Origin of the sequence: Streptomyces sp. NPDC001027 (assembly GCF_040299045.1) — a bacterium.
Classification (GTDB): Bacteria; Actinomycetota; Actinomycetes; order Streptomycetales; family Streptomycetaceae; genus Streptomyces.
On record NZ_JBEPBI010000236.1, the window covers coordinates 1 to 11777 of the forward strand.

Genomic DNA, 11777 nt, shown 5'->3' on the forward strand with positions numbered 1-11777 from the left:
GGGAGACGGTGGGGATCGTCGCCGCCGGCGGCTATCGCGCGCCCGACGGGCGCCCGGTGTCCCTCGCCGCGGCGGTCGAGGCCGCCCGGGCCGGCACGCGGACGGCGGGACCGGGTCCGGTCGACGTGCCCGCCGCCGCCCCGGCGGACCTGCGCATCGAGGTCACCGGCGAGAGCAGTCTGGAGGCCGCCCGCCGGCTGGTCGGCGCCTCCGCACACGGAGAGCCGGCCGTCGGGCTGGGAGGGGGACCGGTCGCCGTCCTCGACTTCGCGTCCGCGCGCAATCCCGGCGGCGGCTTCCTCAACGGGGCCCAGGCGCAGGAGGAGGCGCTGTGCCGGGCCTCCGCACTCCACACGTGCCTGCTGGAGGCCAGGGGGTTCTACGACCACCACCGCACCCACCGCGACCCGTTCTACACCGACCGCGTGATCCACTCACCGGCCGTCCCCGTCTTCCGCGACGACCGGGGCCGTCTGCTCGACGAGCCCTACGCCGTCGGCTTCCTGACGGCCGCCGCGCCGAACGCGGGCGTGGTGCTGCGCACGACGCCGCAGCGGGCCGGCGAGCTGCCGCGCGCCTTGTCCGCCCGCGCCGAGCGGGTCCTGGAGACGGCGGCCGCGCACGGCTACCGTCGCCTGGTGCTGGGCGCGTGGGGCTGCGGGGTGTTCCGCAACGACCCCGCACAGGTGGCGGAGGCCTTCCGGGCGCTGCTGGCGGCCGGCGGACGCTTCGAGCACCGCTTCGCCCATGTGGTCTTCGGGGTGCTGGACCGGACGCCGGGCGGCACGGTTCGCACGGCCTTCGAGCGGGCGCTGGGGCAGACGGGGGCTCAGGTCCAGCCGTAGCGCTCGTGGAGCCGCTGGCGCACCAGGTTGAACCGCATCCGGTCCAGCGCGCAGGCCTCGCGACGCATGCCGTCCTCGTGCAGCCGTAGCACACGGTCGACGTCCACCCAGGAGTCGCGGCCGGTCCGGTCCCACGGTCCGCTGCCGATGGCCACCCACTCGCGGTCGCCGTCGTGCCGCTTGCTGGAGAGCTGCACGGCCAGGAAGGTGCCGCCCGGCTCCCGGGCGACGACGAGCACCGGACGGTCCTTGCCCCGGCCGTCGTTCTCCTCGAACGGCACCCAGGTCCACACGATCTCGCCGGGATCCGGGTCGCCGTCGTGTGCGGGGGAGTACTCGGTGCGCACCCGGCCGACCTCATGCGGGTCGGCCTCGACGGTGGCGGTGGGGCCGGAGCGGCCCGGGACGTCTGCATCGGTAAACGCGGTCACGGGGGCACCTTAAGCCGTGCCCCCGCGACCGCGCCTCACCGGTGTGTCAGCTCTCCTCGACCGGCACCTTCTGCGAAGACGGTCCCTTCGACCCGTTCAGCGACGGAGCCCCGCCGGCCGGCTGGCCGTTCTGGTTCATCGAGGCGAGCAACTGCCGGGCCAGCCCGAGTCCCGTCCCGCCCATGGTGAGCGCCTTGGCGAACACGTCCGCCATGCCGTCGGCGCCGTTGAGCAGCACCATGTTGTCGACGTTGCCGAAGGCGGACGCGCCCGCCTTCACGATCTCCGGCCAGTTCTCGGCGAGTTGCTGGGCGACCACCGCTTCCTGGTTCTCGGCGAGCGCGGCGGCCCGGGCCTTGATCGCCTCCGCCTCCGCGAGACCCTGTGCCCTCGCCGCCTCGGCCGCCGCCAGACCCCGGGCCTGCGCGGACGCCGCCTCGGCCTCACCGGTGGCCCGGGTGGCGGCCGCGGAGGCCTCACCCCGGGTCCTGGTCGCCTCGGCCTCGGCGCCCGCGGCCTGCTTGACGCGGTTCGCCTCGGCGGTCGCCGCGAGCTCCGTCTCCTTGGCCTTGGCCTGGGCCGCGGAGATCCGTGCGTCGCGCTCGGCCTCGGCCAGGGTGCGCTTCTCGTACGCCTGGGCGTCCGCGGGCTTGCGGACGTCCGCCTGGAGCTGCTGTTCCCGCCGGTGGGCCTCGAGTTCGGCGACCCGGGTCTCCTGGACGACGACCTCCTGCCGGGCGGCGGCGTCGGCGAGCGGTCCGGCCTGACGGGCCTTGGCGCCCGCCTTGTCGCGCTCGGCCTGGTAGCCGGCCTGGAGGATCTCGCTGTCCCGCGTGGCCTCCGCCATCCGGGCGAACGAGGCCTGCTCCGCCTCGGTGGCGAGCCGGTTCGCCTCCGCCTGGGCGATGCGCGCGTCCCGCTGCACGGCCGCCGCGTGCGGCATCGCCATGTTCTTGATGTACCCGGTCGGGTCCTCGATCTCGTGGATCTGCAGCGAGTCCACGATCAGGCCCAGCTTCTCCATCTCCGTGCCGCACGCGGCACGGGTCTGCCCGGTGAGCTTGTCCCGGTCGCGGATCATGTCCTCGACCGTCAACCCGCCCACGATGGACCGCAGATGACCGGCGAACACGTTGTGCACCCGCTCCGACATCAGCTTCTGCTGGTCGAGAAAGCGCCTGGCCGCGTTGGCGATCGACACGAAGTCGTCGCCCACCTTGAAGATGACCACGCCCCGCACCCGGAGCGGAATGCCCTGGTGCGTCACGCAGTCCACCTGCAGCTCGGTCTCGTTCAGGTCGAGCGACAGCTTGCGCACCACCTGCACGCCCGGCATCACCAGCGTTCCGCGCCCGGTGACGATGCGAAAACCCATGCCCGCCTCGAGGCCCTCGGTGCGGTGGTTGGAGCCGGAGATGACGAGCGCCTCGTTGGGCTCCGCGACCCGCCACATCATCTTGAACAGACCGATCAGCGCGAGGACGGCGACAACCGCCACCCCCGCAACGACGCCGATGATCATCGGCATACGCCCCCTTGTGATGGTGCCCTTTCGGCACCGAACGAAGGGAGTGTGCGCCTCGTCGGCCCCGGGTTGAAGACGTCGGCGCATCCTTGTTGCAATCTTGACGCTTACGTTCCCGAAGCCGCACGAAACGGCTCTCACCTGGGGCGCGGTGGGCTCAACTGTCGTACGCGCGGGTGACGTAGACCGATCGCGGCGGCAGGTGCTCCACCACCATCACGACGGCGCCGCACTCGATGCGGGCCGTGCCGTCCGTCGCGTAGGCGAGGAAGTGCTCCGCCCCGCCGCGCACCCGGACCATGACCTCGCCGACGAGTCCCGGCCCGATCGTCCCGGTGACCCGCCCCATGAGCCCGACCATCGCCGCGTCGTCCATGGTCACAGGGTACGGGGGGAAGGCGGTCGTCCGGCCGGGGAGTCGGCGACCGCTTCGTCCGGCCACCGTTCGTGCCAGCGCAGCCTCGCCTCCAGTTGGGCGGCGAGCGAGAACAGCAGCGGCTCGCTGTGCGCCGGTCCGAGCAGTTGCGCCCCGACCGGCAGGCCGCCGGGCGTGAAGCCCGCGGGGACGTTGACGCCGGGCCAGCCCAGCACGTTCCACGGCCAGGCGTACGGGCACGCGGCGATCATGGCGCGGTCGGTGGCGATCCCGCTCAGCTCCAGCATGGCCCCGATGCGCGGCGGGGGAGCGGCCGTCGTCGGCGCGAGGACCACGTCGTAACCGTCGAAGAAGGCGCCGACGCGGCGGTGCAGGACCGCCTCGGCGCGCCGGGCCGCCCGCAGCGGCGCCCCGCCGAGCAGCCTGCCGAGCCGGGCGGCGTCCCGGGTGCGCCGGTCCAGGAGCGCGGGGAAGGGTGCGTCGGCGACCCACTCGGCGATGCCCGCGGTGGCCCGGGGCACGAAGGTGAGGCCGATCTGCCCGTACGGCGGGTCGGCCTCCTCGACCGTGTGGCCCAATGCGGCCAGCTCGTCGGCGAGTTCGAGGACCCGGGCGCGCACCTCGGGCCGCAGCCGGGCCGCCACGGCGGTGAACGGCGGTTTCAGCGACAGCGCGATCCGCAGCCTGCCGGGGTCGCGGCGCACCGCGGCCGAGGCGTCGACGGCGGGCGGCCGGTGCGGGTCGCGTGCGTGGTTGCCCGCCGCCGCGTCGAGCAGCAGGGCCGCGTCGGCGACGGTCCTGGCCAGGGTGCCGTTGACGGTGATGCCCTGGAAGGACTCGCCGCGCGGCCACGTCGAGATGCGGCCACGCTGCGGTTTGACGCCGATCAGATGGGTCCAGGAGGCGGGGATGCGGACGGAGCCGGCCCCGTCCGAACCGAGGGCGGCCGGCACCAGTCCCGCCGCCACCGCCGCGGCCGAACCCCCCGAGGATCCGCCGGGCGTGTGCCCGGTGCTCCACGGGTTGCGGGTGGCGCCGAAGGCCGGGCCCTCGGTGAACGGCCACTGCCCGAGCTCGCAGGTGTTCGTCTTGCCCACGACGACGGCTCCGGCGGCCCGCAGCCGACGGACCGCCTCGCCGTCCTCGGCGACGGGAGGGTGGTCGCCGGCGCAGCCGAACGCGGTCGGCTCGCCCGCCACGTCCATGTCGTCCTTGACGGCGACCGGGACCCCGAGCAGCGGGCGGCGCACGCCGGACGCCAGCTCCCGGTCGGCCGCCTCGGCCTCGGCGAGCGCGGCCTCGGCCCGCACCACCCGGAAGGCGTTGAGGACGCCCTGGCTCGCCTCGATCCGGGCGAGGCTCTGCTCGACGAGCGTGCGGGACGACACCTCGCCCGCGGCGAGGGCGCGTGCGGTGTCCGTCAGACCTGCGGCACGGTCGGGCGTCATACGGGGGCACCTCCGGGACGACGTCGTCTACCGCACGGTAACCTGCGGCCGCCGGACAGCGGAACGGCGCGCGCACGACATCGAGTCGGGGCGTCCCGGTCGGAGCGGGCGGACCCTTCGACGGCACAGCCGCCCCACAGGCGCCGTGCGTTCCTGCGCAGGGGATTGACGTGCTCCTGCCGCACCCCTAGCTTCTGATCGACTTTCCGGACCGTGTTCGGGATGTCGAACTCTGAGCCGTAGGAGAGCCGCACCATGACGACACGCCCCCCTGCCCCGTCCCGCCGTGCCCTGCTGCGCGCGATGGCCGTCCTGCCCGCCGCCGCGTTCGTGCTCGGCGAGGCCCCCGGCCTGCTCGGCACGGCCCTCGCCGCCGCGCCCGCCGCCGGATCGGCCACCCGCTACACCATCGTGCCGTTCCTCGACAGCAACGACGGGACGGTGAACGTCTACCAGTCCGACGACGCCACCGACTTCCGGCTGGTGCAGGCCTCCGCGTACACCCCGCCCAGCAACCGCATCCGCGACGCGAGCGTCTTCAAGCACACCAACGGCTACTACTACATCACCTACACCACCCACACCTGGCAGGACGTCAGCACCACCATCGGCTTCGCCCGCAGCTCCGACCGGGTCAACTGGTCCTTCCTGTACGACTACACGGTCCCGATCGCCAACCTCTCCCGCGCCTGGGCGCCGGAGTTCTTCGTCGACAGCGACGGCAGCGTCAACGTCATCGTGTCCTGCTCGACGACGAACGACGAGTGGATCTTCACGCCGTATCTGCTCAAGGCGACCAACTCCGCGCTCACCGCCTGGAGTTCACCGGTCGCGCTGTCCGGCATCGGCGCCAACCACATCGACACGTACATCGTGAAGACCGGGTCCACCTACCACGCGTTCACCAAGAACGAGACGGCGAAGTACATCGAGTACGCCACGGCGTCCAACCTCGCCGGCCCCTACACGATCAAGAAGACCGGCGACTGGGCCGGCTGGGGCAGCTACCGCGAGGGCCCGACCGTCATCCAGCTCGACAACGGCGCCTGGCGGATCTTCTTCGACGGCTACGGCGACCACAAGTACTACTACAGCGACAGCTACGACTCCTTCGCGACCTGGAGCGCCCCCAAGGCGCTGCCCGGCATCTCCGGCACGGCGCGCCACTTCACGGTCATCAAGGAGACGGTGACCGGCGGCCCTTCGCTGACCAAGAACGCCACACGCTCCCTGCGGTCGGGCAACTACACCACCCGCTACTGGCAGGAGCAGTCCGCCCTGCTCAACCTGCCCGTGGTGACCGGCTCCAGCACCGCCGCCGAGAAGCAGGCGGCCACCTTCACCGTCGTCGCCGGGCTCGCCGACGCGAACGCCTACTCCTTCCGCGACGCGGCCGGCAACTACCTGCGCCACTACTCCTTCCGCGGACGTTTCGACGCGAACGACGGCACGTCGACCTTCGCCAAGGACGCCACCTTCATCGCCCGCACCGGCACCGCCGCGGGCTCCGTCCGCTTCGAGTCGTACAACTACCCCGGCTACTACCTTCGTCACTACAACTACCAGCTGCGCGTGGAGCAGTCCGACGGCACGGACCTCTTCCGGCAGGACAGCTCCTTCGTGCCGGTGACAGCCTGGGCCTGACGGCGACGGCCTCACCCTGACGGTGACAGCCTGGTCCTGAGCTGCACCGCCGCGGCCGCGCGGCAGGAGGCGGGCGGTGGCACCCGGGCGGGAACGCCCAGGCCACCGCCCAGTAGAGTGCGCCCCTGTCGTCCCCGAGCCGTCCACGAACCCCGAGGTAGCGCGCAGTGACCCCCGCACGACCAGGACCGTCGCCCGCCGTCACCGCAGCCGGCGCCGCAGCCGTCACCGTCGTCGGGATCGGAGCGGACGGCTGGGCGGGGCTCCCGGACGCCTCCCGTGCCGCGCTGGGCGCGGCCGAGGTCCTGATCGGAGGCCCGCGCCAGCTGGACCTCCTGCCGCCCGACTGCGCGGGCCTGCGCGTGCGCTGGCCCTCGCCGCTGCGACCCGCCGTCCCCGGCCTCCTCGCCGCGCACGCCGGACGCCGGATCGCCGTCCTCGCCAGCGGCGACCCCATGTTCCACGGCATCGGACGCGCCCTCGCCGAGGAGCTCGGCCCCGCGCGGCTGCACGTGCTGCCGCACCCCTCGTCGGTCTCCCTCGCCGCCGCCCGGCTGGGCTGGCCGCTTGAGGACGCCGAGGTCGTCACCCTCGTCGGCCGCCCCACCGCCCGCCTCGCCGCCGCCCTGCACACCGGCCGGCGGCTTCTCGTCCTCGGCGCGGACGCCGCCGCCCCCGCGCAGATCGCCGCCCTGCTGCGCGACCGGGGCTTCGGGCCGAGCCCGATGCGGGTCCTGGAGCAGCTCGGCGGTCCGGGGGAACGCACGAGCGCGCCGCGCACCGCCGACGACTGGCCCGCCGACGCACCGCTCGGCGACCCGCTCAACATCGTCGCCGTCGAGTGCCGCCGCGCCCCCGACGCACTCCGGCTCGGCGCGGGCCCCGGACTGCCGGACGAGGCGTACGAGCACGACGGGCAGCTCACCAAGCGGCATGTCCGCGCGGCCACGCTCGCCGCCCTCGCCCCCGCCCCCGGCGAAATGCTGTGGGACGTCGGCGGCGGCTCGGGGTCCATCGCGATCGAGTGGATGCGCACGCACCCCTCGTGCCGCGCGGTCACCGTCGAACGCGACCCGGCGCGGGCCGCGCGCATCGTCCGCAACGCCGACCGGCTCGGAGTGCCCGGCCTGCGCGTGGCGACCGGCGCGGCGCCCGCGGCCCTCGCCGAACTCCCGCCGCCCGACGCGGTGTTCGTCGGCGGCGGGCTCACCGCTCCCGGCCTGCTCGACGCATGCTGGCAGGCGCTGCCGGTCGGCGCGCGACTGGTCGCCAACACGGTGACGCTGGAATCGGAGGCGCTGCTCGCCGAGGCCCACCGGCGTCACGGCGGCGAGCTGGTGCGGCTGGCGGTGGCGCAGGCCGTCCCCGTCGGCGCCTTCACCGGCTGGCGGCAGGCGATGCCGGTGACCCAGTGGGCCGTCCACAAGACCCTCGACACCTCTGCGGGAGAAGACCGATGACCGTGTACTTCATCGGCGCCGGGCCCGGCGCCGCCGACCTGATCACGGTGCGTGGCGCGCGCACGCTCGCCGCCTGCCGGGTCTGTCTGTACGCGGGCAGCCTGGTCCCGCGCGAGCTGCTCGCCGAGTGCCCGCCGGACGCGCGGCTCGTGGACACCGCCGACCTGGACCTCGACCGGATCACCGCCGAGCTGGTACGCGCCCACGAGGAGGGACACGACGTGGCGCGGCTGCACTCCGGGGACCCCTCGGTGTTCAGCGCCGTCGCCGAGCAGATGCGGCGGCTGGACGCGGCCGGCGTGCCCTACGAGGTCGTCCCCGGCGTGCCCGCCTTCGCCGCCGCGGCCGCCGCCCTGGGGCGCGAGCTGACGGTGCCGACCGTCGGTCAGACCGTCATCCTCACCCGGATCGCGCACCGCGCCACCGCCATGCCCGAGGGCGAGGACCTGGCCACCCTCGGGCGCAGCGGCGCGCTGATCGTGCTGCACCTCGCCGCCCGGTACGTCGACCGGGTGGTCGGCGAGCTCCTTCCGCACTACGGCGCCGACTGCCCCGCCGCCGTCGTCGCCTACGCCTCGCGTCCCGAGGAGCTGATCATCCGCGGCACGCTCGACGAGATCGCCGGCAAGGTGAAGGAGGCGGGGGTGCTGCGCACGGCCGTCATCATGGTCGGCCGGACGCTCGGAGCGGAGCAGTTCCGCGACAGCCACCTCTACTCCCCGGACCGCGACCGCCACATCTGCTGAACGCCCGCCGCCCCGGCCCCGAAAGCGCGCGAATGCGGGGGCCGCGGGTCTACGGTCCGGCCACCGTGCTGCGGCCCACCACCGTCCCCGCGCGGTCGATGCAGATGACGTCGACCGCGACCGGCGCCCCCCGCAGCACGCCCAGCGCCTCGTCACGGGCGGCCTGCGCCACCAGGTCGCCGAGCGGAACGCCGGCCGCGGCGCACAGCTGGAGCGCGGCGAGCCCCGTGTTGGCGTCGGCCACCTCCGCGGCGAGCGCCGGGTCCGCGCCGCCCCGCCTGGCCAGCTCGGCGAGGAAGCCCTTGTCGACCTGGGAACGGGCGGAGTGCAGGTCCAGGTGGCCCGCGGCGAGCTTGGAGAGCTTGGCGAAGCCGCCGCAGATCGTCAGACGGTCCACGGGGTGGCGGCGGACGTACTTCAGGACCGCGCCGGCGAAGTCGCCCATGTCGAGCAGGGCGTCCTCGGGCAGCCGGTACTCGGCGAGGACCGTCCGCTCCGACGTCGACCCCGTGCACCCGGCGACGTGCGTGCGGCCCGACGCCCGCGCCACGTCCACCCCCCGCCGGATGGAGTCGATCCACGCCGAGCAGGAGTACGGCACGACGATCCCGGTCGTGCCGAGGATGGACAGACCGCCGAGGATGCCCAGCCGCGGGTTCCAGGTGGAGCGGGCGATCTCCTCGCCGTGGTCCACGGAGACGGTGATCTCGACGTCGCCGGCACCGCCGTGCCGGGCCGCCACCTCGGCCACGTGGTCGCGCATCATCTGGCGCGGGACCGGGTTGACGGCGGGTTCCCCGACCGGCAGGGGCAGGCCGGGACGGGTGACCGTGCCCACGCCGGGCCCCGCCCGGAACACCACCCCGGCCCCGGCCGGCAGCAGCCGCACCGTGACCCGCACCAGCGCCCCGTGCGTGACGTCCGGATCGTCGCCGGCGTCCTTCACGATCCCGGCCATGGCGTACTCGTCCGTCAGCTCCTCGGCCGCCAGCGCGAACGCCGGCGTCTGCCCCTTCGGCAGCGTGATGCTCACCGGGTCGGGGAACCCGCCGGTCAGCAGAGCGGTGTAGGCGGCCGTGGTGGCCGCCGTCGCGCAGGCGCCGGTCGTCCAGCCGGGCCGCAGACCGGTGTGCTTGAGTTGGGCGCCGCGGCCGCCCTTCGGGCCGCCCTCGCCTGCCATGTCACTGCTCATGATCGGATCCGGACTCTCGTGCACGTACTGATTCTCGGCGGAACCACGGAGGCCCGCCGCCTCGCCGAGCTGCTGCACGGCACGCCCGGCCTGGAGCTGACCAGTTCCCTCGCCGGACGGGTGGCCAGTCCCCGGCTGCCGCCGGGCGAGGTCCGCGTCGGCGGCTTCGGCGGGAGCGAGGGGCTGACGGCCTGGTTGCGCGAGCGGGCCGTCGACGCGCTCATCGACGCCACCCACCCCTTCGCCGGGACCATCAGCTTCCATGCGGCGCGTGCCGCCGCCACGGCCCATGTTCCCCTGCTCGCCCTGCGCCGTCCCGGCTGGGTCCCCGTCGAGGGCGACCGCTGGCACGAGGCGGACTCGCTGGAGCACGCCGCCCGGCTGCTGCCCGCGCTCGGCCGACGCGTGTTCCTCACCACGGGACGGATGGGCCTGCCCGCGTTCGCCGACCTGGACGAGCTGTGGTTCCTCGTGCGGTCCGTCGACGCGCCCGAGGCCCCCCGCCCGGCGCACGGCGAGATCCTGCTCGACCGCGGTCCCTTCACCCTGGACGGCGAGCGGGAGCTGCTGCGCCGCCACCGCATCGACGTCGTGGTGACGAAGGACAGCGGAGGAGCGGCGACCGCGCCGAAGCTGACCGCGGCGCGTGAGGCCGGACTGCCGGTGGTCGTGGTCCGGCGGCCCGCCGTCCCGCAGGGCGTGCCCGAGGTCGGGGACCCCGCCCGGGCGGCCCGCTGGGTCACAGAACGCCTCGCCCTCGCGCCCCGCGCCTGACGAGGCGGCTGTCGCGGGGCCCGGCCCGGGCCCGTGCCGGGCGTTTTCGTGGCGCTGGGGGACGCGGTGCGAGCCGCGGTGCGGCTTGTGGTCGTGTGGCGTACGCCGGAGGAGCGGCGGCCGGTCGCCGGTGTGGGTGTGCGGGCGGTCGGGCAGGCGGCCCGCCGGGTGGCGGAACGCCTGGTCGCCGGGCCGCGCTGCTGAGGGGTGCGGTGTGTCGACGTCAGGCCCCGTGACGCCGACGACTGCGCCGCTCCCACGCGGGACGTCCCCGTGAGGGGCGGTCGCCGGGCTGACGGCCCTCTGCCGGGCGACCCGCACGCCCGCGGCGGCGCCGGTCGCCCGGCGCCGCGCACGCTCACGCCTCGGGGTACCGGCGAGGGGTCCAGACGATCTGCTCGCCGTCCCCCCGCCGCACGGTCCGGGTCTGCGAGGACCCCACCAGCAGGATCGTCCGCATGTCGACCACGGCGGGGTCCAGATCGGCCAGCCGCACGATCCGCACCCGCTCACCGGGGCCGCCGACGTCCCGCGCCACCACCACCGGGGTGTCCGGCGCCCGGTGCTCCAGCAGCAGCTCGCGCGCCTTGCCCACCTGCCAGGTGCGGCTGCGCGAGCCCGGGTTGTACAGGGCCAGCACCAGGTCCGCCGAGGCCGCCGCGCGCAGCCGCTCGGCGATCACCTCCCACGGCTTGAGCCGGTCGGAGAGGGAGATCGTGGCGTAGTCGTGGCCGAGCGGGGCGCCCGCGCGGGCGGCGGCCGCGTTGGCGGCGGTCACCCCCGGCAGCACCCGCACCGGCACGTCCGCGTACTCGGGCTGCGAGGCGGCCTCCAGGACGGCGGTCGCCATCGCGAACACCCCCGGGTCGCCGCCGGAGACGACGGCCACCCGCCGTCCGCGCTCCGCCAGCTGCAGGGCGAACTCCGCGCGCTCGGACTCCACCCGGTTGTCGCTGCCGTGCCGCAGCTGTCCTGGCCGCACGGGCACCCGGTCGAGGTAGGCGGTGTAGCCGACCAGATCGTCGGCGGCGGCCAGCGCGGCCCGCGTCTCGGGCGTCAGCCACAACGGGCCCGCGGGCCCGGTGCCGACCACCACGACGTCTCCCCGGGGCCGCACGGGACGCTCGGCGTCGACCCGGCTGGGCAGCACCGCCACCGAGAAGTACGGCACCGACTCCGGGTCCACGTCGGCCAGTTCGCCGGTCCGCTCCCCGCTCATCGTGGCCCGCTCCACGTACCGCGCCTCGTCCAGCCGTCCCGCGGCCTCCAGCGCGCGCCGCACCTTGGGGAAGGTGCGGCCCAGCTTCATCACGACCGCCACGTCGGTGGCGGCGAG

General features: G+C 74.8%; 12 protein-coding genes. 6 read left to right on the forward strand and 6 right to left on the reverse strand.

The genetic code is table 11. From position 1 onward, the window contains the following. A partial coding sequence (locus ABT300_RS35730) for a TIGR02452 family protein (RefSeq protein WP_351684921.1) occupies positions 1-845 on the forward strand: 845 nt, incomplete at its 5' end. Here ABT300_RS35730 and ABT300_RS35735 read toward each other — a convergent pair. From ABT300_RS35735 to ABT300_RS35750, 4 genes are all read right to left on the reverse strand, one after another. Beyond that, entirely contained in the window at positions 830-1276 is a 447-nt protein-coding gene (locus tag ABT300_RS35735) for a type II toxin-antitoxin system PemK/MazF family toxin (protein WP_351684923.1), read from the reverse strand. The two genes, ABT300_RS35730 and ABT300_RS35735, sit on opposite strands and share 16 nt — an antisense overlap. A gap of 46 nt (positions 1277-1322) precedes the next feature. Beyond that, positions 1323-2804 (reverse strand): flotillin family protein, encoded by a 1482-nt coding sequence (locus ABT300_RS35740; protein WP_351684926.1) that lies wholly within the window; start codon positions 2802-2804, stop codon positions 1323-1325. A gap of 154 nt (positions 2805-2958) precedes the next feature. Beyond that, complete coding sequence (locus ABT300_RS35745) at positions 2959-3177, reverse strand: NfeD C-terminal domain-containing protein (protein WP_351684929.1); 219 nt, start codon at positions 3175-3177, stop codon at positions 2959-2961. Positions 3178-3179: 2 nt separating this feature from the next. Continuing rightward, on the reverse strand, positions 3180-4625 hold the full coding sequence (locus ABT300_RS35750; protein WP_351684932.1) for an amidase: 1446 nt from the start codon (positions 4623-4625) through the stop codon (positions 3180-3182). A 255-nt stretch (positions 4626-4880) separates the two neighbouring features. On the opposite strand from ABT300_RS35750, the gene ABT300_RS35755 reads away from it, so the two are divergent. From ABT300_RS35755 to cobM, 3 genes are all read left to right on the forward strand, one after another. Beyond that, positions 4881-6269, forward strand: a complete 1389-nt coding sequence (locus ABT300_RS35755; RefSeq protein WP_351684935.1) for a glycoside hydrolase family 43 protein — start codon at positions 4881-4883, stop codon at positions 6267-6269. A 167-nt stretch (positions 6270-6436) separates the two neighbouring features. Continuing rightward, on the forward strand, positions 6437-7729 hold the full coding sequence (gene cbiE, locus ABT300_RS35760) for a precorrin-6y C5,15-methyltransferase (decarboxylating) subunit CbiE (RefSeq protein ID WP_351684938.1): 1293 nt from the start codon (positions 6437-6439) through the stop codon (positions 7727-7729). Then, entirely contained in the window at positions 7726-8475 is a 750-nt protein-coding gene (cobM, locus tag ABT300_RS35765) for a precorrin-4 C(11)-methyltransferase (protein ID WP_351684941.1), read from the forward strand. The genes cbiE and cobM overlap by 4 nt, the downstream gene beginning before the upstream one ends. Positions 8476-8524: 49 nt before the next feature. On the opposite strand, the gene ABT300_RS35770 is transcribed toward cobM, so the two are convergent. Further along, positions 8525-9667: a cobalt-precorrin-5B (C(1))-methyltransferase gene (locus ABT300_RS35770; protein WP_351684944.1), complete on the reverse strand. Its 1143-nt coding sequence runs from the start codon at positions 9665-9667 to the stop codon at positions 8525-8527. A gap of 18 nt (positions 9668-9685) precedes the next feature. On the opposite strand from ABT300_RS35770, the gene ABT300_RS35775 reads away from it, so the two are divergent. Both ABT300_RS35775 and ABT300_RS35780 read left to right on the forward strand, forming a co-directional pair. After that, on the forward strand, positions 9686-10441 hold the full coding sequence (locus ABT300_RS35775) for a cobalt-precorrin-6A reductase (protein WP_351684947.1): 756 nt from the start codon (positions 9686-9688) through the stop codon (positions 10439-10441). A gap of 48 nt (positions 10442-10489) precedes the next feature. Next, entirely contained in the window at positions 10490-10645 is a 156-nt protein-coding gene (locus tag ABT300_RS35780) for a hypothetical protein (RefSeq protein WP_351684949.1), read from the forward strand. Between the two features lie 154 nt (positions 10646-10799). On the opposite strand, the gene cobJ is transcribed toward ABT300_RS35780, so the two are convergent. Next, a partial coding sequence (cobJ, locus tag ABT300_RS35785; RefSeq protein WP_351684952.1) for a precorrin-3B C(17)-methyltransferase occupies positions 10800-11777 on the reverse strand: 978 nt, incomplete at its 5' end.

Bases quoted from the DNA above. Each gene is read 5' to 3' on its own strand.
- ABT300_RS35740 (WP_351684926.1), bottom strand. From the start codon at position 2,804: ATGCCGATGATCATCGGCGTCGTTGCGGGGGTGGCGGTTGTCGCCGTC.
- ABT300_RS35745 (WP_351684929.1), bottom strand. From the start codon at position 3,177: ATGGACGACGCGGCGATGGTCGGGCTCATGGGGCGGGTCACCGGGACG.
- ABT300_RS35750 (WP_351684932.1), bottom strand. From the start codon at position 4,625: ATGACGCCCGACCGTGCCGCAGGTCTGACGGACACCGCACGCGCCCTC.
- ABT300_RS35755 (WP_351684935.1), top strand. From the start codon at position 4,881: ATGACGACACGCCCCCCTGCCCCGTCCCGCCGTGCCCTGCTGCGCGCG.
- cobM (WP_351684941.1), top strand. From the start codon at position 7,726: ATGACCGTGTACTTCATCGGCGCCGGGCCCGGCGCCGCCGACCTGATC.
- ABT300_RS35770 (WP_351684944.1), bottom strand. From the start codon at position 9,667: ATGAGCAGTGACATGGCAGGCGAGGGCGGCCCGAAGGGCGGCCGCGGC.